Source organism: Pelomonas parva, assembly GCF_043555835.1.
GTDB classification, from domain to species: Bacteria; Pseudomonadota; Gammaproteobacteria; order Burkholderiales; family Burkholderiaceae_C; genus Pelomonas; species Pelomonas parva.
This window is the reverse complement of record NZ_JBIGHV010000008.1, coordinates 39,278-61,965: the sequence shown is the minus strand read 5'-3', so window position 1 is coordinate 61,965 and position 22,688 is coordinate 39,278. Positions and strand designations below refer to the sequence as shown.

The 22,688-nt window shown below is 68.9% G+C and carries 18 protein-coding genes and 1 tRNA gene; 14 read left to right on the top strand and 5 right to left on the bottom strand.

Annotated elements, in window-relative coordinates:
- The first annotated feature begins 8 nt into the window (after positions 1 to 8).
- The 4 genes from ACG00Y_RS20430 to ACG00Y_RS20415 are packed head-to-tail and all read left to right on the top strand — an operon-like array spanning position 9 to position 7,703.
- Positions 9 to 2,567 (top strand): family 1 glycosylhydrolase, encoded by a 2,559-nt coding sequence (locus ACG00Y_RS20430; RefSeq protein WP_394482046.1) that lies wholly within the window; start codon positions 9 to 11, stop codon positions 2,565 to 2,567.
- The gene (locus ACG00Y_RS20425) at positions 2,567 to 3,490 is read left to right on the top strand and encodes an alpha/beta hydrolase (protein ID WP_394482044.1); all 924 of its coding nucleotides are present in this window, start codon (positions 2,567 to 2,569) and stop codon (positions 3,488 to 3,490) included. The genes ACG00Y_RS20430 and ACG00Y_RS20425 overlap by 1 nt, the downstream gene beginning before the upstream one ends.
- Entirely contained in the window at positions 3,487 to 5,010 is a 1,524-nt protein-coding gene (locus tag ACG00Y_RS20420) for a glycoside hydrolase family 43 protein (RefSeq protein WP_394482042.1), read from the top strand. The genes ACG00Y_RS20425 and ACG00Y_RS20420 overlap by 4 nt, the downstream gene beginning before the upstream one ends.
- Positions 5,007 to 7,703, top strand: coding sequence for an alpha-L-rhamnosidase (locus ACG00Y_RS20415; RefSeq protein ID WP_394482040.1), 2,697 nt, complete (start codon positions 5,007 to 5,009; stop codon positions 7,701 to 7,703). Before ACG00Y_RS20420 ends, ACG00Y_RS20415 begins: the two co-directional genes overlap by 4 nt.
- Positions 7,704 to 7,707: 4 nt before the next feature.
- Here ACG00Y_RS20415 and ACG00Y_RS20410 read toward each other — a convergent pair whose 3' ends face one another.
- Positions 7,708 to 9,288 carry a caspase family protein gene (locus tag ACG00Y_RS20410; RefSeq protein ID WP_394482038.1) on the bottom strand — a complete coding sequence of 527 codons (1,581 nt, stop codon included), beginning with the start codon at positions 9,286 to 9,288 and terminating at the stop codon, positions 7,708 to 7,710.
- Between the two features lie 183 nt (positions 9,289 to 9,471).
- On the opposite strand from ACG00Y_RS20410, the gene ACG00Y_RS20405 reads away from it, so the two are divergent.
- On the top strand, positions 9,472 to 10,380 hold the full coding sequence (locus ACG00Y_RS20405; protein ID WP_394482037.1) for a LysR family transcriptional regulator: 909 nt from the start codon (positions 9,472 to 9,474) through the stop codon (positions 10,378 to 10,380).
- Here ACG00Y_RS20405 and pobA read toward each other — a convergent pair.
- The gene (gene pobA, locus ACG00Y_RS20400) at positions 10,359 to 11,531 is read right to left on the bottom strand and encodes a 4-hydroxybenzoate 3-monooxygenase (protein ID WP_394482532.1); all 1,173 of its coding nucleotides are present in this window, start codon (positions 11,529 to 11,531) and stop codon (positions 10,359 to 10,361) included. The genes ACG00Y_RS20405 and pobA overlap by 22 nt on opposite strands.
- 105 nt (positions 11,532 to 11,636) lie before the next feature.
- Here pobA and ACG00Y_RS20395 point away from each other — a divergent pair, with 105 nt between their 5' ends.
- Positions 11,637 to 12,512, top strand: a complete 876-nt coding sequence (locus ACG00Y_RS20395) for a helix-turn-helix domain-containing protein (RefSeq protein WP_394482035.1) — start codon at positions 11,637 to 11,639, stop codon at positions 12,510 to 12,512.
- Between the two features lie 80 nt (positions 12,513 to 12,592).
- Here the strand turns inward: ACG00Y_RS20395 and ACG00Y_RS20390 are convergent.
- Together ACG00Y_RS20390 and ACG00Y_RS20385 are read right to left on the bottom strand one after the other, a co-directional pair.
- Positions 12,593 to 12,669 (bottom strand) — tRNA-Pro (locus tag ACG00Y_RS20390).
- 27 nt (positions 12,670 to 12,696) lie between these two features.
- Positions 12,697 to 13,626: a polyprenyl synthetase family protein gene (locus ACG00Y_RS20385; protein ID WP_394482530.1), complete on the bottom strand. Its 930-nt coding sequence runs from the start codon at positions 13,624 to 13,626 to the stop codon at positions 12,697 to 12,699.
- A 356-nt stretch (positions 13,627 to 13,982) separates the two neighbouring features.
- On the opposite strand from ACG00Y_RS20385, the gene rplU reads away from it, so the two are divergent.
- The 4 genes from rplU to proB all read left to right on the top strand — a co-directional run bounded on the left by rplU (position 13,983) and on the right by proB (position 16,899).
- Positions 13,983 to 14,294 carry a 50S ribosomal protein L21 gene (gene rplU, locus ACG00Y_RS20380; RefSeq protein WP_394482033.1) on the top strand — a complete coding sequence of 104 codons (312 nt, stop codon included), beginning with the start codon at positions 13,983 to 13,985 and terminating at the stop codon, positions 14,292 to 14,294.
- Positions 14,295 to 14,329: 35 nt separating this feature from the next.
- Positions 14,330 to 14,593 (top strand): 50S ribosomal protein L27, encoded by a 264-nt coding sequence (gene rpmA / locus ACG00Y_RS20375; protein ID WP_394482031.1) that lies wholly within the window; start codon positions 14,330 to 14,332, stop codon positions 14,591 to 14,593.
- Between the two features lie 135 nt (positions 14,594 to 14,728).
- Complete coding sequence (gene obgE, locus ACG00Y_RS20370) at positions 14,729 to 15,787, top strand: GTPase ObgE (RefSeq protein WP_394482029.1); 1,059 nt, start codon at positions 14,729 to 14,731, stop codon at positions 15,785 to 15,787.
- Positions 15,784 to 16,899, top strand: coding sequence for a glutamate 5-kinase (proB, locus tag ACG00Y_RS20365; protein WP_394482028.1), 1,116 nt, complete (start codon positions 15,784 to 15,786; stop codon positions 16,897 to 16,899). Before obgE ends, proB begins: the two co-directional genes overlap by 4 nt.
- Here the strand turns inward: proB and ACG00Y_RS20360 are convergent.
- Entirely contained in the window at positions 16,896 to 17,540 is a 645-nt protein-coding gene (locus tag ACG00Y_RS20360) for an RNA pyrophosphohydrolase (protein ID WP_394482026.1), read from the bottom strand. The genes proB and ACG00Y_RS20360 overlap by 4 nt on opposite strands.
- Before the next feature lie 141 nt (positions 17,541 to 17,681).
- Between ACG00Y_RS20360 and ACG00Y_RS20355 the strand changes: the two genes are divergently transcribed.
- Genes ACG00Y_RS20355 through ACG00Y_RS20340 form a run of 4 tightly spaced genes read left to right on the top strand, consistent with a single transcriptional unit; the run spans position 17,682 to position 22,676 of the window.
- Positions 17,682 to 19,424 carry a proline--tRNA ligase gene (locus ACG00Y_RS20355; RefSeq protein ID WP_394482024.1) on the top strand — a complete coding sequence of 581 codons (1,743 nt, stop codon included), beginning with the start codon at positions 17,682 to 17,684 and terminating at the stop codon, positions 19,422 to 19,424.
- Positions 19,421 to 20,533, top strand: a complete 1,113-nt coding sequence (locus ACG00Y_RS20350; protein ID WP_394482022.1) for a DUF418 domain-containing protein — start codon at positions 19,421 to 19,423, stop codon at positions 20,531 to 20,533. Before ACG00Y_RS20355 ends, ACG00Y_RS20350 begins: the two co-directional genes overlap by 4 nt.
- Entirely contained in the window at positions 20,533 to 21,174 is a 642-nt protein-coding gene (locus tag ACG00Y_RS20345) for a lytic transglycosylase domain-containing protein (RefSeq protein WP_394482529.1), read from the top strand. Before ACG00Y_RS20350 ends, ACG00Y_RS20345 begins: the two co-directional genes overlap by 1 nt.
- Positions 21,174 to 22,676, top strand: coding sequence for a hypothetical protein (locus tag ACG00Y_RS20340; RefSeq protein WP_394482021.1), 1,503 nt, complete (start codon positions 21,174 to 21,176; stop codon positions 22,674 to 22,676). Before ACG00Y_RS20345 ends, ACG00Y_RS20340 begins: the two co-directional genes overlap by 1 nt.
- Positions 22,677 to 22,688 lie beyond the last annotated feature (12 nt).

Genomic DNA, 22,688 nt, shown 5'->3' with positions numbered 1-22,688 from the left:
ATCACGTCATGAGCAAGAACTTTCCCGAAGGCTTCCTCTGGGGCGCCGCCACCGCCGCGCACCAGGTCGAAGGCGGCAACGGCAACTGCGACACCTGGGCCGAGGAATGGGCTGCAGGATCGCCCTATGCCGACAAGAGCGGCGACGCCATCGACCATTTCCACCGCTTCCGCGACGACATCGCGCTGCTGGCCTCGTTCGGCCTGAAGGCCTACCGTTTCTCGGTGGAGTGGGCGCGCGTGGAGCCGCGCGAAGGCGAGTTCAGCGCAGAGGCGCTGGCCCACTACCGCGCGGTGGTGGACGCCTGCGTAGCCCACGGCCTGGAGCCGCTGGTCACGCTGCATCACTTCACGTCGCCCAAGTGGCTGATGGCGCTGGGTGGCTGGAAGGGCGAGCGCACGCCCGCGCTGTTCGGCCGTTATGTGGAACGCGTGATGCCGGCGCTGGGCCCGGCCGTGAAGCGCGTCGTCACGCTCAACGAATGCAACATCGGCGTGCTGCTGCAGAGCATGTTCGCCCAGCTGGGGTTTGTGCCGCCCATCGGCGTTGACGTGAAGAGCTGGCGCGCGCCCGGCTGGCGCGAGAGCGCGGCCAAGGCCTGCGGCACGGATGTCGCGACCTATTGCGCCTTCCAGATGGCCGGCGACGAGTGCGGCGTGGCCACCATCTCGGCCGCACACGTCGCTGCGCGTGAGGCGATCCGCCGCGTGGCGCCGGGCGTGCAGGTGGGCCTGTCGCTGGCGCTGTCGCAGCCGCAGGTGGCGCCCGGCGGCGAGCAGCAGGCCGCCAGGATGTGGCACGGCAACTTCCGCCAGTGGCTGCCTGCCATCGAAGGCGACGACTTCTTCGCGCTGCAGAACTACACCCGCGAGATCTTCGGCCCCGAGGGCCAGGTCGCGCCGCCCGAGGGCGTGGAGACCACCGGCATGCGCTACGAGTTCGCGCCGCAGGCCGTGGCCTCGGTGGCGCGCCGCGTCGCCCACGAGCTGAAGCTGCCCATTCTCATCACCGAGAACGGCTACAGCGGCGACGACGACACGCGCCGCATCGCCTTCGTCGGCCAGGCGCTGGCCGGCCTGCACGCGGCCATCGCGGACGGCGTGCCGCTGATCGGCTACACCTACTGGACGGCCTTCGACAACTTCGAGTGGGTGTTCGGCTACGCCGTGCGCTTCGGCCTGGTGGCCGTGGACCGTGCGACGCAGCAGCGCCTGCCCAAGCCCAGCGCCCACTTCCTGGGCGAGATCGCCCGCCGCAACGCGCTGCCCGACGGCATCGCCACCCACCCCCAACCCGGCACCTCGACGGAACTGGCCATGGACCACCGCTACATCCCGCCGACGCCCGAACCCGGCGTCGTCTTCACCAACGTGCGCATCTTCGACGGCAGCGGCAGCGCCACCTTTGCCGGCGAGCTGCGCGTGGACGGCCGCCGCATCACGGCCGTCGGCGCCAGCGTGTCGCACGACAACGCCCGCGTCATCGACGGCAAGGGCGGCGTGCTGATGCCTGGCCTCACCGAGGCCCACGCCCACCTGACCTGGCCCACCAGCGTCGAGAAGTTCGTGCCCGGCATGAGCCTGCCGCCCGAGGAGCTGACGCTCACCGCCGCGCGCAACGCCCGCATCCTGCTCGACCATGGCTTCACGAGCGCCTACTCGGCCGGCGCCCTCGGCAAGCGCATCGAGCCGGCGCTGAAGGACATGATCGACAGCGGCGGCATGCCCGGCCCGCGCATGGTGGCCTCGTCCGTCGAGCGCGAGCCGCCGTCGGACGGTTCGCTGCTGGACCCCGGCAAGGTCGACGAGCATGGCGCCGGCCCGGCCAACGTGGCGGCCTTCGTCAAGGGCTGCAAGGACATCGGCGCCAAGGCCGTGAAGTTCCTGATCTCGGGCGAGAGCGCGCTCAAGCCCGGCGCGTCGCTGGAGCTGCTCTACACCGAGGAAGAGCTGATGGCCGCCGGCGAGGCTGCGCGCGAGCACGACCTCTGGCTGACGGGCCACGCCCACGCCGCCGAGGCGGTCAAGCTGGGCGTGAAGGCGGGCTTTCGCGTGCTCTACCACTGCACCTATGCCGACGAGGAGGCGCTGGACCTGCTGGAGTCGGTCAAGGACAGCATCTTCATCGCCCCCAGCATCGGCATCATCCAGGCCACGCTGGACGCCACGCCGCCGCCGCACTTCGACATGACGCACATGAAGCAGGACGCGGCCATCGTGCTGGAGACGCAGAAGGCCCTGGTGCCCGAGCTGCGCCGCCGCGGCCTGCGCTTGCTGCCGGGCGGCGACTACGGCTTCCCCTTCAACCCCAACGGCCGCAACGCGCGCGACCTGGAGTTGTTTGTGCAGCACTTCGGCTACACGCCCGCCGAGGCTCTGCATGCAGCCACGGCGTTAGGCGGCCAGATCATGGGCATGGGCGACGAGCTGGGCCAATTGAAGGAGGGCTACCTGGCCGACCTGCTGCTGGTGGACGGCGACCCGACCGCCAACGTCGCCATCCTGCAGAACAAGCACCACCTGAAGGCCATCATGAAGGACGGCCGCTTCCACAAGGCGCCCAACTGATGGCATACGCTTTTGTTCGCCCGCTGGTGGGCGCGCTGGTGGCCGCTGCCAGCCTGGCCTATGTGCCCGCAGCGCAGGCCGCCGAGCCGCCGCGCCATGTCTTCCGCACCGTGCCCGCTACGCCGATGGAGCTGCCCACGCCGCTGTCCTTCGGCGGTACGGCCAGCGGCCCGGCCTTCCAGTGGACCGGCCTGGGCCAGGAACGCATCCTGCGCAATGTGCAGCGGCCGCAGCTCTTCCCCGTGCGGCCGGCTGCAGGCAAGGCCAACGGCCGCGCCGTGCTGGTCGTGCCGGGCGGTGGCTACCGCTTCGTGGCCATCGAGAACGAGGGCCTGCCCATCGCGCGACGCCTGGCCGATGCGGGCTTCACGGCCTTTGTGCTGGTCTACCGCGTCAAGCCCACGCCGGTGGCGGACGCCGACTTCGCCGCCGAGGTCAACGCCGAGATCGCGCAGCGCTTCAGGCCCGGCGCGCCCAAGGCCGCCGACGACCTGGCGCCACATGGCCCGGCGGTGGAAGACGCCAAGGCGGCGATGACCTGGCTGAAGTCCCATGCGGCGGAGCAGGGCTTCGACGCCAAGCGCCTCAGCTACATCGGCTTCTCGGCCGGCGCTCGCAGCGGCCGCGCGCTCGTGATGCAGGCCACGGCCGACGAGATGCCCGACACGCTGGCGCTGATCTACGGCGGCTTCTACGCGACGCCGCCGCGCCAGCCGGTGCCGCCGCTCTTCCTGGCCCAGGCGGCGGACGACCCGCTGTTCCCGCCCGATGGCTTCGACATCGTGCAGAACTGGCGCCAGGCTGGCCAGCGCGTCGAACTGCACCTCTACGAGCGCGGCGGCCACGGCTTCGGCTCCATGCTGCGCGGCACGACAGCGGATGCCTGGCTGGACGCGTATCTGGCGTGGCTGAACCGTCAGTGAGTTATCGGAACCCGGTGCTGCCGGGGTCCTACCCCGACCCCAGCGTCTGCCGCGTCGGTGACGACTATTACCTGGCCTGCAGCTCCTTCGAGTTCTTCCCCGGCCTGCCGCTGTTCCACAGCCGCGACCTCGTGAACTGGCGCGCCATCGGCCATGCGCTGACGCGCGACAGCCAGCTCGACCTGCACGGCTGCAAAAGCTCGCTGGGCATCTTTGCGCCGACGCTGCGGCACATCGCCGGGCGCTTCTATCTCGTCACGACGAACCTGAACAAGTTCCGCAACTTCCTCGTCTGGGCCGACCAGGCCGAGGGGCCGTGGTCGGAGCCGGTCTGGCTGGACTGGCCGGGTATCGACCCCTCGCTGTTCGAGAGCGAAGACGGCCGCGTCTTCATCAGCGGCAACGGCGGCTTCCTGGGCGACGAGCCGGTGGGCATCTACCAGGCGGAGATCGACCTCGCGACGGGCGCGCTGCTGTCACCGCGCCAGCTAGTCTGGACAGGCACCGGCGGCAAGGCGCCCGAGGGGCCGCATCTGTACAAGCGCGGCGGCTGGTACTACCTGCTCATCGCCGAGGGCGGCACCGAGTACGGCCACATGGTCACCGTGGCGCGCAGCACGCAGCCTCACGGGCCGTTCGAGGCCTGCCCGCACAACCCCATCCTCAGCCACCGCAGCCTGGACAGCCCCATCCAGGCGACCGGCCATGCCGACCTCGTAGAGGCGGTGGACGGCAACTGGTGGGCGGTGTTCCTGGGCATCCGCCCGGCGCCTGTGCGGTTTGCCGGCCAGCATCATCACATGGGCCGCGAGACCTTCCTCGCGCCGGTGACGTGGACGACGGACGGCTGGCCGCGCATCGGCCAAGTCTTCGAGACCATGGACGCTGGCGATCTGCCGCTGCAGTCGCTCAAAGCGCCAGCGACTCGCACCGAGTTCAACGGCACCGATCTGCCTCACCAGTTCAACCACCTGCGCAACCCGCAGCCCGGCAGCTGGAGCCTGCAAACGCGGCCCGGCTGGCTGACGCTGCAAGGCCAGCCCGACACGCTGGACGACCCCGCCGCGCCGGCCTTCGTCGGCCGCCGCCAGCAGCACTTCGACTGCGAGGTCGCGACGCTACTGGACTTCGAGCCCGCCGCCGACGGGGAAGAGGCCGGGCTGACCGTCTTCAAGAGCGAACGCTTTCACTACGAGATCGCCATCGGCCACCGCGCGGGCCAGCGGCTCGTGTTCCTGCGCCGCCGCATCGGCAGCTTGTGGAAGGTCGAGCTGGAAAGGCCGCTGCCGCACGGCGAGCTGCTGCTGGGCCTGCGCGCCGATGCGCAGCACTACCGCTTCTTCTTTCAAACCCCAGGCGAGCCCGAGCAGGAATTCGGCGGCGGTGAATGCGCCTTGCTCTCCACCGAGACGGCCGGCGGCTTCACCGGCGTCTACCTGGGCCTCTACGCCACCGGCAACGGCCGCCGCAGCACGGCGTCGGCAGCCTTCAAGTGGCTGGACTACATCACCACACCATGAGCACCATCATCGATTCCACCGCCGCCTGCTGGCTGGCCGCCGAGGACACCGCCGCGCGCGAGGAACGCCAGGCCGGCTGGCACTGGGCCTGGGGCGCCCTGCCCGCAGGCGTCACGCAGGAGCCCAAGCTGCGCCAGTTCGTCTGGGACTTCCATCTCGACGAACCGCTGGCCGACGCGCGACTCTTGATCGCCGCGCAGAAGGGCTTGCCGGTCGTGTGGTTGGATGGGCAGGCGGTGCATGAGTCCGTCGACATGCTGTCCGGCCGCGCGATGCAAGACCTGGCACTGGGCGCGCTGGCCGCCGGGCCGCACCGGCTGGCGGCGCAGGTGCGCGTCTTCCACCCCTTCATCGCCGAGCCGCGCCAGGGTGGGCTGGCGGCGTTGCTGCGGGGTGGCGCCAAATTCATGTCGCCGCAGCCGGCCGACTGGCGCACGCGTGTGCTGGCCGAACCCGGCTGGCACCTCGGCGATCTCGGCCCCGAGTGGCAACCGGCCACGTCGCCGGCCGAGGAAATCGACTGGCTACCCATGCCCGCCCAGCCCGCGCGGCTGTTGCGCCGCGCCTTCCACCTGCCGGCCAAGCCCCAGTCCGCCATGCTGACGTTGACGGCCCTGGGCGGCTGCGAGGCTGAGCTGAATGGGCAGCGCGTCGGCGATGCCTTGCTGGCGCCCGAGAACAGCGACTTCCGCCACCGCCTGCTGGTGCAGCAGCACGACGTGGTTGATCAACTGCAGGCCAACGACAACGCCATCGGCGTCATGGTCGGCGACGGCTTCTACGCCAGCGAGGCCATTGGCCGCGGCCGCTATCCCTTCGGCGCGGCGCCACGGCGCCTGTGGCTGACGCTGGATGTCACGCTGCCCGACGGCAGCACGCAGCGCATCGCCACCGACGACGACTGGCGCGCCGCCACCGCGCCGGTGCGCTTCGCCGAGATCTATCACGGCGAGACCTACGACGCGCGGCTGGAGCAAGCCGGCTGGTCGTCGCCCGGCTTTGACGACCGCGCCTGGGACGAGGTCTGGCAAGCGCCCACGCCCAGCTGCACGCTGTTCCTGCAGGAAGGCCCGCCCATCCGCGCCAACCTGACGCTGCGGCCTCAAGCTGTTAAGCAGCCGGTGCCTGGCCAATACGTCATCGACTTCGGTCAGAACTTCGCCGGCTGGTGCCGCATCCGCGTGCGCGGCGAGGCGGGCCGCACGGTCACGCTGCGCTTCGCCGAGATCCTGGGTGACGATGGCCAGGTCGACATGCGCAACCTGCGCGCCGCCCGCTGCACCGACCGCTACACGCTGCGCGGCGACGCGGCCGGCGAGACCTGGGAGCCGCGCTTCACGTACCACGGCTTCCGCTACGTGCAGGTGTCGGGCTGGCCGGGCACGTTGGCCGCGGACGACATTGACGGTGTCGTCGTTCACAGCGACCTCCCGGTCACCGGCCACTTCGAGAGCAGCCAGCGCACCCTGCAAGGCCTGTGGCACAACACCTTCTGGAGCCAGCGCAGCAACTTCGTCGGCATGCCCACCGACTGCCCGCAGCGCGACGAGCGCCTGGGCTGGACGGGCGACGCGCAGGTCTTCTGGCCCACCGCTGTCTTCAACATGGACGTGCGCGGCTTCACGCGCCGCTTCCTGGCCGACCTGCGTGCCAGCCAGCGCGCCGATGGCGCCTATGCCGACACCAACCCGCCCGCGCTGCCGGCCTACGGCGCGCACGGCTGGAGCGATGCCGGCGTGGTGCTGCCGCACACCGTCTGGCAGCACTATGGCGAGACGACGCTCATCGACGAGCACTGGGACTCGATGGAGCGCTGGATGGCGTGGATCGCCGAGCCCAACGGCGAGGGCCTGTGGCGCGCGCGGCGCGAGGTGGACTTTGGCGACTGGCTGTCGCTGGACGCCGTCAGCCTGATGGACGAGACCACGCCCAAGCTGCTGACCGCCACCGCCTGCTGGGGCCGCATGCTGGGCATGATGGCCGACATGGCCGTGGCCACCGGCCGCACCGAGCGAGCGGCCCACTTCAGCGCCTGGCGCGAGCGCGTCGGCCAGGCCTTCGTCGCGAACTTCATCCAGCCCGACGGCCGCATCGGCAACGGCAGCCACACCGGCTACATCCTGCCGCTGGCCTTCGGCCTCGTGCCGCCCGCGCTGCAGCAGGCCTCGGCCGACCACCTCGCCGCCGCCATCCGCGCGCGCGGCACGCTGCTGACGACGGGTTTCCTCGGCACGCCCTTCAGCCTCGACGTGCTGGCCGACCACGGCCACGGCGCGCTCGCCGTCGAGCTGCTGCTGCGCACCGAGTTCCCGAGCTGGGGCTACATGGTCGAGCGCGGCGCGACGACGATCTGGGAGCGCTGGAACGGCGACACCGGCGACGTGGCGATGAACTCCTACAACCACTACGCGCTGGGCGCCATCACCGGCTTCCTGTACCGCCGCGTGGCCGGCCTGGCGAGTGCCGAGCCGGGCTTTGGCTCGGTGCTGTGCCGGCCGCTGCTGGACGCGCGGCTGGGGGCAGGGCGGTGCACGCAGGCCACGGCCCACGGCGCCATCGCGTCGTCATGGGGCGTCGACGCCCAGGGCCAGCCCTGGTTCGAGCTGGTGTTGCCGGCGGGCCTGAGTGCCAGCGTGGTGTTGCCAGGTCGCGGCGCCCGTCTGGTCGGCGCCGGCACGCATCGGTTTTCGTGAGCCGTCAGCGCGCCGGCAACTCGTCGCTGCGTGCCAGGGCGGCGCTGAACGCTGCAGCGCAGCCGGCGGTGCCGCTGTCCTGCCAGTCGTCGCGCAGCCAGAACTCGGGGCCGGCAGGCGTCCCGGTGGCCTGCACGCGGGCGAGTTCGGTGCTGCAGGCCGAGAGGATCTCGCTGCTGCGTGACGAGACGGTGCGCACCCCGCTGCTGAGTTGCTGCACGTACACGCGCGCCTGTTGCTGCTCGTAGGAGACGTAGGCGAGGTGCCCGCGGTCGGCGGACCAGGTCGGCAGCGCCAGGGCCCGTGGCGATGACACCGCGGTCTGAGGGTCCGCGCCATCGCTGTCCGAGATGACCAGCATCATGCGGTCCGGCCGGGTGGTGACCTTGGCCTGACGCAGGCCAAAGCGGCCCTGCGTGCCGTCCAGGCGCTGCAAGAGCCAGTCTGCCGTCCTGTGGGCGCTCAGGCGCCGGTCGGCCACGTTGGAGCGCTGCGAGATGCCGCCCAACCAGCGGCCCGATGGGCGCTCGTAGACCCTGGCCTGCAGGTCGATGCGGCCGTCGGCGTCCGTGACCTGCGCCAGGTTGACCGAGACCCGCTGCGCCGTCTGCGGTTCACGCGCCAGGCCCCGCGTGGGCACGGCGTCGCGGCCCTGCAGCGCGGTCAGCAGCCGGAAGCGGCCGCTGCGTTCCAGGTCGCTGGCCAGCACCTGGGCCTGCTCCGACAGCACGGCGCCATCCCCTGTTCCCATCACCAGCTCGATGGCGATGGGGGCCGAGCCCGCGGCGACCGTGCCGTGCCGGGCCGGGCCGCTGCCACGGCGGAAGAAGAAGTCGCCCAGCGACTGGTCATACAGCGACGGCACCTGTTCGTGTCCCACGCCGCGCGCCAGCTTCACCACGTCGTCGCGCACACGCCGCAACAGGCGGTCCACCGGCAGGTCGGACTGCAGCATCTCATCGACGAAGACGCGCGTGAACACGCCGTTGGGGCTGCGGTCCGCCGCGCCCAGGCTGTCCAGCGCCTGCTGGCCGCTGCCGGCCGAGTAGATGATCATCTGGCCGGTGGCGACGGCCGTGGGCACCAGGCCGCGCGCCAGCGCCGAGGGCAGGCCGCTGCCGAAAGGGTTGTCTCGGCAGGCATCGATGACCAGCAACGCAAAACGCACGCGGCTTTTCTGCAGCGCATCCAGCACGTCCTGCAGCGGCAGCGAGCTTTGCATGACCCGCTGTTCGCCTTCGCCCGGAACGTCCACCGGCAGCAGGTGGTTCTGGCCGGCCAGTTGCACGCCATGCCCGGCATAGAAGACGACCACGTCGTCGCCCTCGGCGAGGGTGGCGGCGAAGCGGCTCAGCGCGTCGCGCATGCCGCGCTGCGAGGCATCGCGCACCAACTGCGTCTGGAAGCCCACGCGCTGCAGCGCCTCGGCCATGGTGGTGGCATCGGCGGCGGCATTGCGCAGCGGCGTCACGCGCTCGTAGCGGTCATTGCCGATCACCAGCGCCAGTCGTGCGGCCGTGGCCAGTTGGCACAGGCACAACAAGGCGCCCATCAGCAAGAGGTTGCGCTTGCGGTTGAGTTTCATGGATCACCGAATGGAAGGGCCCGACGCCATGCCGCAGAGTCGCGGCAGGCGCAGTGTAGGCAGCGGCGATGGCGTCGCTGGCCACGTCATGAAGGAGGGCGGTGACGCACAGCTCTGTCAAGTCAGGTCTGGCTGGCGCTGGCGGCCATAGCGGTGCGGCATGGCCTCTGCCAAGATGCGCGCATGACGTTGAACCAGATCGAGTACTTCATCCAGGTCGCCGAGCACGGCAGTTTCAGCAAGGCGGCGCTGGTGCTGGACGTGGCCCAGCCGGCGTTGAGCCGGCAGGTGCGCGCGCTGGAGACGGAGCTGCACGAGACGCTGTTCCTGCGCAACGGCCGGGGCGTGGCGCTGACCGAGGCCGGGCGCCGGCTGCTGGAGCATGGTCAGGGCATCCTGCACCTGGTGGCGCAGGCGCGCGACGACCTCAGCGCCCATCGCAACGAGCCGGTCGGCCAGATCGTCGTGGCCATGCCGCCGACGCAGGCGCGGCTGCTGACGCTGCCCTTGATCGAAGGCTTCAGCGCCAGCTGTCCGCGCGCGCGGCTGGTCATCGTGGACGGGTTCTCGACCCACCTGACCGAATGGCTGTTGTCGGGCCGCGCCGACCTGGCACTGGTCTACAACCCCGAGCCGCTGCCGGCGTTGGAGATCCTGCCGCTGCGCGAGGAGGCGCTGGTGCTGGTGAGCCCCGTCAACGCCGCGCCACGCGGCCCGCTGACGCTGGCGCAGTTGTCGCGCTACCCGCTCGTCATGCCGCAGCGCGGCCATGTGTTCCGCAAGCGCATGGAGGAGGCTGCGGCCATGGCCGGCGTGCAGTTGCGCGTCGACTGGGAGGTGTCCAGCGTGCCGGCCATGCTGGACCTTGTCGCCGCCGGCATCGGCCATGCGGCGCTGGGCGAGGCGGCGTTGCGCACCTTCGAGCACCCGGAGCGGCTGGCCGTCACGCCCTTCAAGGCCACCGACGTGAAGACGACGCTGTGCCTGGTGACGCCGGCATTGAAGCGCTCGACGCCGTTGACCCAGCGCACGGCGGCCTTGTTGATGAAGCTCGTCCGCGACCCGCCCGCTCAGACCGGCAGGCCGACGTAGTTTTCCGCCATCGCTGCCTTGGCGGCGTCCGAGCCGACGAGGTAGTCCAGCTCTGCGCGGTGCAGCTTGGCGTCGATCTCGGGCTCGTTGGGCAGGTTGTGCATCAGGCTGGTGAACCACCACGAGAAGCGCTCGGCCTTCCAGATGCGTGACAGGCAGCGGGCCGAGTAGTGCTCGATGCCGGCCTCGCTCTTCTCGCGGTAGTGCTCGATGAATGCCTGGGACAGATAGCGCACGTCGGACGCCGCCAGGTTCAGCCCCTTGGCGCCCGTGGGCGGCACGATGTGGGCGGCGTCGCCGGCCAGGAACAGCCGGCCGAAGCGCATCGGCTCGGCGACAAAGCTGCGCAGCGGCGCGATGCTCTTCTCCAGCGACGGGCCGGTGACCAGGGCCGCTGCAGCCTCGGGGTCCATGCGCGCGCGCAACTCGTTCCAGAAGCGCTCGTCGCTCCAGTCGCCCACCTGCTCGCTCAGCGGCACCTGCAGGTAGTAACGGCTGCGCGTGGGGGAGCGCATGCTGCACAGCGTGAAGCCGCGCTCGTGGCGGCCGTAGATCAGCTCGTGCGACACCGGCGGCGTGTCGCTGAGCACGCCCAGCCAGCCAAAGGGGTAGACCTTCTCGTGCGTCTTGATCGCGCTCGCAGGCACGCTGGCGCGGCTGACACCGTGATAGCCGTCGCAGCCGGCGATGTAGTCGCACAGGATCGTTATGCGCTCCCCGTCCACCGTGCAGCGCGCGCCGGGCTGGTCGCCGTCGAAGCCGAACAGCTCCACGTCCGATGCCGAGTACAGCGTCTGCTCGCCCACCGCCGCGCGCGCTTCCATCAGATCGCGCGTCACTTCCGTCTGGCCATAGACCATGACCGACTTGCCGCCGGTCAGCCGGCTCAGGTCGATGTGATGGCGCTGGCCGTCGAACATCAGCTCGAAGCCGTGGTGCACCAGGCCTTCGGCATGCATGCGTGTGCCGACGCCGGCCTCGTCCAGCAAGTCCACCGTCGTCTGCTCCAGCACGCCGGCGCGGATGCGGCCCAGCACGTAGTCGCCCGTTTGCCGCTCCACGATCAGGTTGGCCACACCGGCCTTGTGCAGCAGCTGGCCCAGCAGCAGGCCCGACGGCCCCGCGCCGATGATGAGCACCTGGGTGCGCAGTGTTTTCATGTCTCGCTCCGAGCTTGTTCCATGCCTGTCAGCGTAGGACGGCAGGGTGGTGCGGGCAATGGACGGCGGGAACGCGTGCTTGCACAATCCGAACCCATGCCAAGGCCCAAGCCAGTCCCTTCACCGCCGCTGTACGAGCTGTATGGCGAGATGGGAAGGGATGCGGCGCTGGACGGGCTGCACATGGAATCCATCGCCGACCGCAGCCGCTTGCACAATTGGGAAATACAGCCGCACCGGCATGCGACCCTGGTGCAGCTGCTGCTGATCGAGGCCGGCCAGGCGCGCGTGCAGATCGACGGGCAGTTGCTGGCGCTGCAGGCGCCGGCCGTCGTCTGGGTGCCGATGCTGGTGGTGCACGGTTTTGCGTTCTCGCCGGAAACGGCCGGGCACGTCGTCACGCTGGACCAGGCGCGCCTGCGCAGCCTGCCCGGCAAGGCTGGTGGCCTCTGGGAAGGCCTTGCCGCCGCCCGTGCCGGCAGCCTGCCGCCGGGCCATGCCTTGTTCAGCCTCATGCGGGCGCTGCAGGGCGACTACGCGGGCACCTTGCCCTGGCGCTCGCAGGTGCTGGACGGCGCCGTGCTGATGGCTGCCGCGCTCGTCGCCCGGTTCCCGCCGCTGGCCGCAGAGCCGGCAGCGGAGCCCGAGGGGAGGGCGATGCAGCACCTGGCCCGCTACCGCGAGCAGGTCGAGCGCCACTACCGCAACCACCCGACGCTGGACACGCTGGCCGCGCCGCTAGGCATCACGACGACGCAGCTCAATCGCCTGTGCCGCCAGCACCTGCGCTGCTCGGCGCTGGACGTGCTGCACCAGCGCCTGCTGCTGGAGGCCAAGCGCGAGCTGGGCTACACGACGCTGCAGGTGCGCCAGATCGCCGATGGGCTGGGTTTTGCGGACGCGGCCTACTTCACGCGCTTCTTCCAGCGGCTGACGGGGCAGTCGCCCAGTGCCTGGCGACTGCAGCGCTAGAGCGGCAAACAGAAGCCGCCAGAAACACAAAAGCCGCAGAGTCTGCGGCTTTTGTAAGTCCTTGATGTGCAAGGGAATTTTGGTCGGGGTGAGAGGATTCGAACCTCCGGCCTCTACGTCCCGAACGTAGCGCTCTACCAGGCTAAGCTACACCCCGATGTCTTCTGCCGCCATCAGCGGGCATTCATGAATGCCGCTCGACCGACTGGATCGCGAATTCTAGCAGAGATTCTGTCCAGCGATTTCGAGGCAGCAATTGAAGGCATTCGCTCGCATGCCGCGCTTCGGCCCTGGCGGCCTCGCGGGTGGACTCCAGGGCGCCGGTTGCGCGCACGATGCCGACGATCTCCTGCAGCCTCTCCAACTCGCCTTCCTCGATGGCGTGGCGCAGTAGCGCGCGCTGCTCCGGCGTGGCGCGTTCCATCGCGATCAGCAGCGGCAGCGTCGTCTTGCCTTCGCGCAGGTCGTCGCCGATGTTCTTGCCCAGCTCGTGGGAGTCGCCTTCGTAGTCCAGCACGTCGTCGATGAGCTGGAAGGAGGTGCCGAGCGCACGCCCGTAGGCCGCGCAGGCTTCCTCGACTTCGGTCGATGCGTTGGCCAGCACGGCGCCGAGACGGGCGCTGGCTTCGAAGAGCTTGGCGGTCTTGAACCGGATCACGCGCAGATAGCTCTCGACCGTGATGTCCGGATCGTGCATGTTCATCAGTTGCAGGACCTCGCCCTCGGCGATGACGTTCGTCGCTTCGGCCAGTACGTCCAGCACCCGCATGCGGTCGACCGAGACCATCATCTGGAAGGCGCGCGAGTAGAGGAAGTCGCCGACCAGCACGCTGGCCGCATTGCCGAACAGCGCATTGGCCGTCGCCTTGCCGCGTCGCAGGGAGGATTCGTCGACGACGTCGTCGTGCAGCAGCGTCGCCGTGTGAATGAATTCGACGACAGCGGCCAGCTCAAAGCGTTCCGAGCCGGTGAAGCCCAGCGCGTTTGCGAACAGCAGCACGAGCTTGGGCCGCATGCGCTTGCCGCCTGCATGGACGATGTAGTGGGAGATCTGATCGATCAGCGCCACTTCGGAGCTGAGCCGCTGGGCGATGACGGTGTCGACCTGGGCCATCTCGGCGGCCAGCAGGCGCAGGGCCTCGGCAACTTGGGGTGAAGGCGAGGCTGACTCGACGCGCACTCTGAACTCTCAGGCTAGGAATCTAGAGATTATAGGAAGGGGCTTGCGCTGCCCCTCGCGGATCAAGTCGCGATCGGCTGGACAAGGCTTGCGCGGAGCAGCGCAGGGAGATGGTTGCCAGGTGGCTTGAGCTACGGGTATACTCGCGGGCTCTTTGCAACTCGTTCGTCGTCATGGCGTGTGAGGTGGAAGAGAAAACAAAATCGACAAAAAGGCCGGGCGCATGCGGAGATCACTCAGGTGGTCGCTGTGAGCCAGGTGAACGCACCGACAGGTGTGAAAGGAAAAACATGTACGCAGTCATCAAGACTGGCGGCAAGCAATACAAGGTTGCTGCCGGTGACAAGCTCAAGGTCGAGTTGCTCGACGCGGAAGTCGGCGCTGTGGTCACCATCGACCAAGTGCTGGCAGTTGGCAGCGGTGACGGCCTGACGGTCGGCGCTCCGCTGGTTGCTGGTGCCACGGTCAGTGCCACGGTCGTCAGCCACGGCAAGCACGACAAGGTTCGCATCTTCAAGATGCGCCGTCGCAAGCACTACAAGAAGAGCCAAGGCCATCGCCAGAACTACACCGAGCTGGAAATCAGCGCGGTCAACGGCTGATACAGCCGCTTTCGCTAATTTTGAGGAGCTAACTCATGGCACAGAAAAAAGGCGGCGGTTCCACACGGAACGGCCGCGACTCCAAGCCCAAGATGCTGGGCGTCAAGGCTTTCGGCGGCGAACTGATCTCCGCTGGCTCGATCATCGTGCGTCAGCGCGGCACCCGCTTCCACCCCGGCGTGAATGTCGGCATCGGCAAGGATCACACGCTGTTCGCGTTGGTCGATGGCCATGTCAGCTTCACCGTCAAGGGCGCGAAGAACCGTTCGACGGTCGTCATCACGCCGCTGGCCGCCTAAGGTCAGCCGTCGCGGGCGATTCCATCGCCCGACGCCCCAAGCCCCGGCCCTCCCGGGGCTTTGTCATTTCTGAAGCCTGGCGCGCCGCACGACGGCGGGCCGGCTGCAACCCAGCCATTACGATGGCCGCCCGCCATGAAATTCGTTGACGAAGCCACCATCGATGTCGCCGCTGGCAATGGCGGGGCGGGCTGCGCGAGCTTTCGCCGCGAGAAGTTCATCCCCTTCGGCGGGCCGGACGGCGGTGACGGTGGCAAGGGCGGCAGCGTCTGGGCCGAAGCCGACCGCAACCTGAACACGCTGATCGACTATCGCTATGCGCGGCGCCACGAGGCGCGCAACGGCGAGGCCGGTCGCGGCTCGGACTGCTTCGGCGCGGCGGCCGATGACATCGTGCTGCGCGTGCCGGTCGGCACCATCATCACGGACCTCGAAACCGAGTCCGTCATCGGCGAACTCCTGGAGCCGGGCCAGCGCATCCTGCTGTGCAAGGGCGGCGATGGGGGCTTCGGCAATCTGCATTTCAAGACCTCGACCAACCGCGCACCGCGTCAGAAGACACCGGGCTGGCCGGGCGAGGTCAAGAAGCTGCGCATGGAGTTGCGCGTGCTGGCCGACGTGGGCCTGCTGGGCCAACCCAATGCGGGCAAGTCCACGTTGATCACGGCGGTGTCCAACGCCAGGCCCAAGATTGCGGACTATCCATTCACGACGCTGCATCCCAACCTGGGCGTCGTGCGCGTCGCGCCGGAGAAGAGCTTCGTCGTTGCCGACATTCCCGGCCTGATCGAAGGCGCGGCCGAAGGTGCCGGCCTGGGGCATCAGTTCCTGCGCCATCTGCAGCGCACGCGGTTGCTGCTGCACGTCGTCGACCTGGCGCCTTTCGACCCCGAGGTCGACCCGGTCAAGGAAGCCAAGGCCATCGTCGCGGAACTGAAGAAATACGATCCCGCGCTGCACGCCAAGCCACGTTGGCTGGTACTGAACAAGCTGGACATGGTGCCCGAGGAGGAGCGCGCCGCGCGCGTGAAGGACTTCGTCAAGCGCTACCGCTGGAAGGGCCCGGTTTTCGAGATCTCGGCGTTGACCCGTGAGGGTTGCCAGCCGCTGATCCACGCCATCTACGACCACGTCGCCGCCGAGCAGCGTGTGCTCGAAGAACCCGACATCCGTTTCGAATCCCCTGCAGAATGAGTTTGCTGTCCAGCGCGCGCCGCATCGTTGTCAAGGTCGGCTCTAGCCTCGTTACCAACGAGGGCCGGGGCATTGATGCCGAGGCGATTGCCAACTGGAGCCGCCAACTCGCGGCGTTAGCGAGCGAGGGGCGTGAGCTGATCATGGTGTCCAGCGGCGCCATCGCCGAGGGCATGAAGCGCCTGGGCTGGACGACGCGGCCCAAGGAGTTGCACGAGCTGCAGGCCGCAGCCGCCGTCGGCCAGATGGGCCTGGCGCAGATGTACGAGAGCCAGCTCAGCGCCCACGGCATGCACAGCGCCCAGGTGCTGCTGACCCATGCCGACCTGGCCGACCGCGAGCGTTATCTCAATGCGCGCTCGACGCTGCTGACGCTGATGGCGCACCGCGTGCTGCCGGTCATCAACGAGAACGACACGGTCGTCAATGACGAGATCAAGTTTGGCGACAACGACACGCTGGGGGCGCTGGTGGCCAACCTCGTCGAGGCCGATGCGCTGGTCATCCTGACCGACCAGCGCGGGCTCTATTCGGCTGACCCGCGTAAGGACCCGACTGCGCGTTTCATCGACAACGCAGAGGCCGGCGACCCTGAGCTGGAGCGTATGGCCGGCGGGGCCGGCTCCAGCATCGGCCGGGGCGGCATGATCACCAAGATCCTCGCCGCCAAGCGCGCGGCAGGCAGCGGTGCCGGTACCGTCATCGCCTGGGGGCGTGAGCCCGATGTGCTGCTGCGCTTGGGCGCCGGCGAGGCCATCGGCACGGCCCTGCACGCCGCCACGCCCAAGCTGGCGGCGCGCAAGCAATGGATGGTCGATCACCTGCAGATGCGCGGCGCGGTGCGCATCGACGCCGGCGCGGTCACCAAGCTGCGTGGCGAGGGCAAGAGCCTGCTGCCCATTGGCGTCACCGAGGTGCAGGGTGATTTCCATCGGGGCGACGTCATTGCCGTGCTGGCGCCGGACGGCAGCGAGCTGGCGCGTGGACTGGCCAACTACTCGGGCACGGAGTCGCGCCTCATCGCGCGCAAGCCCTCGTCGGAGTTCGAAGGCGTGCTCGGCTATGCGGCCGAGCCCGAACTGATCCACCGAGACAATCTGGTCCTCCGCTAGGGGCGGCCAAATTGCGGCGCTGACACCACCTGGTCCTGTGCCGAGTCGCCCGGCGATTCGCCGTCCGGCGGCGTCTCTGCGCCATCCAGTGGCATCGGCCCGCTGATGCGCCCCTCGCCGCGATGCGCTGGCCGCATGCCCGCCCGCAGATAGCGGTTGTGGTGGTTGATGCGCGGCAGGTAGCGCGCCAACTCGGTGAGGGCCATCTCGTAGACGCCGCGCTTGAACTCGATGACGGCTTCCAGCGGTACCCAGTACTCGTTCCAACGCCAGGCGTCGAACTCGGGGTGGTCGGTGGCGCGCAGGTTCATGTCGCAGTCGCGGGCCACCATCTGCAGCAGGAACCAGATCTGTTTCTGGCCCTTGTAGTGGCCGCGCGCATCGCGGCGGATGAAGTGCTCGGGCACCTCATAGCGCAGCCAGTCGCGAGTTCTCGCGATGATGCGTACATGCTCTGGAATGAGCCCCACTTCTTCGTGGAGCTCTCGGAACATCGCCTGCTCAGGCGTCTCGCCGTGTTTGATGCCCCCTTGCGGGAACTGCCACGAGTGCGTCCGGATGCGTTTGCCCCAGAAGACCTCGTTGCGGTGGTTGAGCAGGATGATGCCGACGTTGGGGCGGAAGCCTTCACGGTCGAGCATAATCAACCTCAAATCTCTAGTTGGTTCGATTATTGCATCGGGCCGCGATTGCGGCAGTGCCCTCGCTAACCCGAAGATTTGCCTCTGTTTTGTTGTGACTTCGGCCGGGTTTTCACCCGGCCTTCGCATTTGGTACCGCGCATGAAAGCCTCCCAGTTCTTCGTCTCCACGCTCAAGGAAGCTCCCGCAGATGCCGAGGTCGTCAGCCACAGGCTGATGATGCGCGCCGGCATGATCAAGCGCCTGGGTGCGGGCATTTACAACTACATGCCGATGGGGCTTCGCGTCATCCGCAAAGTCGAGAAGATCATCCGCGAAGAGATGGATGCGGCCGGCGCCGTGGAGTGCCTGATGCCCGTCATCCAGCCCGCCGAGCTGTGGCAGGAGACCGGCCGCTTCGACAAGATGGGCCCCGAGCTGCTGCGCGTGAAGGACCGCCATGGCCGCGACTACATCGTGCAGCCGACCAGCGAGGAGGTGATCACCGACATCGCTCGCCAGGAGTTGCGCAGCTATCGCCAGCTGCCGAAAAACTTCTATCACATCCAGACCAAGTTCCGCGACGAGCGCCGGCCCCGCTTCGGCCTGATGCGCGGCCGCGAGTTCACGATGAAGGACGCCTATTCCTTCGACCGTGACGTGGAGGCGGCCGGCCGCAGCTACGACAACATGTACGCGGCCTACGGCAAGATCTTCGACCGTTTCGGCCTGCAATACCGTGCCGTGGCGGCGGACACCGGCGCGATCGGCGGCGACCGCTCGCACGAGTTCCAGGTCATCGCGGACACCGGCGAGGACGCCATCATCTACTGCCCGACCAGCGACTACGCGGCCAACATGGAGCTGGCCGAAGGCGTGGCGCTCATCCCTTCCCGAGGTGCGGCGACGCAGGCGCTGACCAAGACGCCCACGCCCGGCAAGAGCACCTGTGCGGACGTCGCCGAGTTGCTGGGTCTGCCGCTGGCGCAGACCGTCAAGTCCCTGGTGCTGGCCACCGATGAGCTGGACAAGGACGGCAACATCGTCAAGACCCAGGTCTGGCTGCTGCTGGTTCGCGGCGACCATGATCTGAACGAAGTGAAGGTGGGCAAGGTCGACGGGCTCAAGGGTGGCTTCCGCTTCGCGACCGGCGGCGAGATCGACGCGCACTTCGGTTGCAAGCCCGGCTACCTCGGCCCCATCGGCCTGAAGGCACCGCTGAAGATCGTCGCCGACCGCACGGTCGCCAACATGGCCGACTTCGTCTGCGGTGCCAACGAGGCGGACTTCCACTTCACCGGCGCGAACTGGGGCCGTGACCTGCCCGAACCCGACGTCATCGCCGACATCCGCAACGTCGTCGCCGGCGACCCCTCGCCGGACGGCAAGGGTGTGCTGGCCATCCAGCGCGGCATCGAGGTGGGCCATGTGTTCTACCTCGGCACCAAGTACTCGGCCGCGATGAACGCCACCTTCCTGGACGAGAGCGGCAAGCCCAGGCTCATGGAGATGGGCTGCTACGGCATCGGCGTGACGCGCATCCTGGGCGCGGCCATTGAGCAGAACCACGACGCGCGCGGCATCATCTGGCCGGACGCGATCGCGCCGTTCACCGTGGTCATCTGCCCCATCGGCGCGGACCGCAGCGCGGACGTGAAGGCCGCCGCCGACAAGCTCTACGACGAGCTGAAGGCGCTGGGCGTGGACGTACTGCTGGACGACCGCGGCGAGCGCCCGGGCGCGATGTTCGCGGACTGGGAGCTGATCGGCATCCCGCACCGTGTCGTGCTGGGCGACCGTGGCCTGAAGGAGGGGCAGGTCGAGTACCAGGGCCGCCGCGACGAGGCCGCGACCAAGGTTGCCGTGGGCGATGTGGTGGCGCACCTGAAGCAAAAGCTGGCGTGACCGACGCGCGGCGCCAGCCGCCTCGCGACCTGGCGGTGGATGCCTTGCGCGCGCTGGCGCTGCTGCCGGTGGTGGCGGTGAACTGGGTCGGCTACGCCTCGCTGCCCGATGGCGGCCCGCTGGGCGCAGCGACGCCTGCGCAGTCCTGGCTGGCGCAGGGCTGGCTGATCGCCATCGCGACGCTGCTGGCCGGCAAGGGCATCACGCTGCTGGCCTTCCTGTTCGGCTACAGCCAGGGGCTGTCGAGGCAGGCGCGCGGTGCGCAGGCCGATGTCGTGCGGCGGCGTCGCATGGGCCGGCTGTTGCTGCTGGGCCTGGCGCATGGGCTGCTGGTCTACGCTGGCGACATCCTGACGCTCTATGCAGCCTGCGGGCTGCTGATGTTGAACTGGTCGCGCCTGCGCTTGCGGCAGCTGCGGCGGCGCTTCATCACGTTGCTGGGCGTGGAGTTGGTGCTGATCGTGCTGGTCGCACCCTGGATGATTCATCTGGCCGCAGATGAGCCGCGTGCCGTGTCGGCCTCCTTGGCAACGCCCATGGGTTGGTCGGGCTGGCTGGCGCTCAATGGCTGGGGCTTCTTCGTCAACCTGATGGGCATGCTGTTGCTGGGCTTCCTGCTGCCGCTGGGCCTGATGACGGCAGGCCTGTTCGCCGCCCGTCTGCGCCTGTTCAGCCACCCGCGCTGGCGGCCCGCGCTGCAGCGTTGTGCGCGGCGCTGGCTGGGGCCCGGCCTCGCGCTCAACGTGGCCTGGGGCCTGGCGCTGTGGCACGGCCTGCGCACTGCCCAGCCGGGTTGGGCGGATGTGGCCTACGCGTTCAGCATGTATGTGGCGATGCCGCTTCTGGCCGGCCTGGTGCCGTGGCTGGTGCTGGCGGCGCAGCGCCGCGAGGCTGCCATGGCGCGCCTGGCGCTGGCCGGTCGGCATACGCTCAGCCTGTACATCGGCAGCTCGATGCTAAGCCTGGCGCTGCTGAGCGGCGCAGGCCTGGCGTTGCCGTTGGGCACGGCCGCGCTGGGCATGTTGGCGCTGCTTTACTGGAGCCTGTGGGTGGCGCTGGCGCCGCGCTGGCGCGGCCGCCTGCCGCTGGAGTCGTGGTTGTCGAAATGATGGTGAACAAGAACGTCGTCGCGACGACATCGGTTGCACGCCGCAGCCTGCTGCTGGGCGGGCTGCTGCTGCTGGCTTCTCCCCAGGCCAGCGCCGGCGCGCAGCGCGAGGAGCCGCTGGTGGATTCGATCCGCTCGGCGCTGAGCGCGTCCATCGCGCAGGCCGCACCGCCGCGGCCGAAGTTCGAGCGGGACGATGCCCGCATGGCCTACCTGACCTGGCTGGGCACGATGAGCGAGCGGCTGAAGAAGCGCAAGACGGAGACGCAGATCCGCATCGAGTTCCTGGAGACGGTCTGGTACGAAGCCAAGCGTGCCGGCCTGGAACCCAGCCTGGTGCTGGGCCTGATCCAGGTCGAGAGCGGCTTTCGCAAGTACGCCATCAGCACGGCCGGCGCGCGGGGCTATATGCAGGTCATGCCGTTCTGGGCCAAGGTCATCGGTGATGGCGATGCCGGGCGGCTGTTCCACATGCAGACCAACCTGCGCTTCGGCTGCGTCATCCTGCGCCACTACCTCGACATCGAGAAAGGCGACCTGTACCTGGCGCTGGGCCGCTACAACGGCAGCCGGGGGCGACCGGAGTATCCGAACGCGGTGTTCGCGTCGCGGCGGCTGTGGCTGTTGCCCGGAGAGAAGTGATGGCGACGCGGCGTTCGTTGGCTGCGCGGCTCCGGCGTCTCCTCGTCTGGGCGAGTCTTGGCGCCGCGTTCCAGGCTGCCGCGTGCTCGTTGCTCCCCGGCTATCTGGCGCCGTCCAACTACGACCTCGTCAAGCGCGCCGAGATCATCCTGCTGGCCAAGGCAGTGGCTTACGAGCCGCGAGAACACGACCTGGGCGTGTTCACGTTCACGCCGGAGGAGACGTTGAAGGGCGCGGCGCCGGCGCGGCGCTTCAGGGTCGAAGGTGCGCCCGAGATCCGCAAGCCATTCCCGAGCCATCACTTCGGTTCGCTGCGGTCCTGGACGGCTTCCGGCGGCTGTAACGTCTACGACTACCGTGTCGGCGCGACCTACCTGCTGTTCCTGCCGCATGACCCGAAGGACAAGGTGCTGGCGCTCTCCATCCAGATGCCCCCCTACACCCGCATCAACGAGGAGGTGTCGGGCCCGGCGGCGCCGTGGGTGATGGCCGTGCGGCGCTACGTGGAAGTCAGCCAACTGGGCAGCTACGAACGGGAGAATGCCGCGCTAAGGGCGCTGCAGGCCCAGGCCAGGCGCGCGTCGCCGGGGTCGCCCAGGGCCTTGGTGCGCGACATCGACACGCACTTTGCCAGCCCCAGTGCCTACAAGTCGTTCGCGGACTTGATGGCTCTGTACGAAGCCAGTGAGCAGGATCTGCCCGTCGGCCAGCCTCGGCGTGGTGCCATCAGTCGCGACGATGTGCTGTGGGCGTTCGCCAATGCACCTCACCGCGAGGCCAGGCCGTTGATGCTGGGGATGATCCATACCGGCGCGTGGGTGCGGCACGCCGATGCCGTCGCAGATTTCGCCGTTCATGCGCGTGACGCCGAAGTCGCCGCAGCGCTGCTGGCCCGGTTCGCGCTGACGGCGGACAAGGAACAGCGTGCCGCCATCGCCAGGGTGGCGGGCCTCGCTGCGGCGGCGCCACACGCCGAACTCGTGCTGCAGGCGATGCGTGAGGCCAGCAGCGAGGAGGCTTTGCTGTTCGCGCCCTGGGTGGCGCGCCACGGGTCGCCGCAAGCCATCGAGATGCTGGCGTCGCGCGTCGGCACCGCCTATCGCGACAGCGACGATCAATACGAGTCCGCCCTGACGCTCGCCAACGCGGGCGATCCGGGCGTCATCGACTGGGCCGGGCACTTGGTCGGCTCCTCGCACAAGCGGGCCTGGGTCGGGCTCTACGCCATCGCGCGCTCGCCGCTGCCGCAGGCCGACTTGCTGGCGCGCCGGGTCGTGCGCGAGGGCCAAGAGGAAGACTTGTCGGCGCTGCTGCAGGGCTACAAGGAGTCCGCCAATCCGAACCGCTGGAACCGGCTGGCAGACGTGGCGGCGCTGCCCGTGCGGCCGCCCAAGGTGGAGCGGTGGTTGCGCAGCACGCTGGTCGACATGGCCGAGGAAGGCGACCTCCGGGCTGCGGAGTTGCTGCATCGACTGCCGCCCTATTCGCCGGACCCCGACTGAGGGCCTTGTTCA

Coding starts and splice junctions, on each gene's coding strand:
- ACG00Y_RS20430 (WP_394482046.1), top strand. CDS start 9: ATGAGCAAGAACTTTCCCGAAGGCTTCCTCTGGGGCGCCGCCACCGCC.
- ACG00Y_RS20425 (WP_394482044.1), top strand. CDS start 2,567: ATGGCATACGCTTTTGTTCGCCCGCTGGTGGGCGCGCTGGTGGCCGCT.
- ACG00Y_RS20415 (WP_394482040.1), top strand. CDS start 5,007: ATGAGCACCATCATCGATTCCACCGCCGCCTGCTGGCTGGCCGCCGAG.
- ACG00Y_RS20410 (WP_394482038.1), bottom strand. CDS start 9,288: ATGAAACTCAACCGCAAGCGCAACCTCTTGCTGATGGGCGCCTTGTTG.
- ACG00Y_RS20405 (WP_394482037.1), top strand. CDS start 9,472: ATGACGTTGAACCAGATCGAGTACTTCATCCAGGTCGCCGAGCACGGC.
- ACG00Y_RS20395 (WP_394482035.1), top strand. CDS start 11,637: ATGCCAAGGCCCAAGCCAGTCCCTTCACCGCCGCTGTACGAGCTGTAT.
- ACG00Y_RS20385 (WP_394482530.1), bottom strand. CDS start 13,626: ATGGCCCAGGTCGACACCGTCATCGCCCAGCGGCTCAGCTCCGAAGTG.
- rplU (WP_394482033.1), top strand. CDS start 13,983: ATGTACGCAGTCATCAAGACTGGCGGCAAGCAATACAAGGTTGCTGCC.
- rpmA (WP_394482031.1), top strand. CDS start 14,330: ATGGCACAGAAAAAAGGCGGCGGTTCCACACGGAACGGCCGCGACTCC.
- obgE (WP_394482029.1), top strand. CDS start 14,729: ATGAAATTCGTTGACGAAGCCACCATCGATGTCGCCGCTGGCAATGGC.
- proB (WP_394482028.1), top strand. CDS start 15,784: ATGAGTTTGCTGTCCAGCGCGCGCCGCATCGTTGTCAAGGTCGGCTCT.
- ACG00Y_RS20360 (WP_394482026.1), bottom strand. CDS start 17,540: ATGCTCGACCGTGAAGGCTTCCGCCCCAACGTCGGCATCATCCTGCTC.
- ACG00Y_RS20355 (WP_394482024.1), top strand. CDS start 17,682: ATGAAAGCCTCCCAGTTCTTCGTCTCCACGCTCAAGGAAGCTCCCGCA.
- ACG00Y_RS20345 (WP_394482529.1), top strand. CDS start 20,533: ATGGTGAACAAGAACGTCGTCGCGACGACATCGGTTGCACGCCGCAGC.
- ACG00Y_RS20340 (WP_394482021.1), top strand. CDS start 21,174: ATGGCGACGCGGCGTTCGTTGGCTGCGCGGCTCCGGCGTCTCCTCGTC.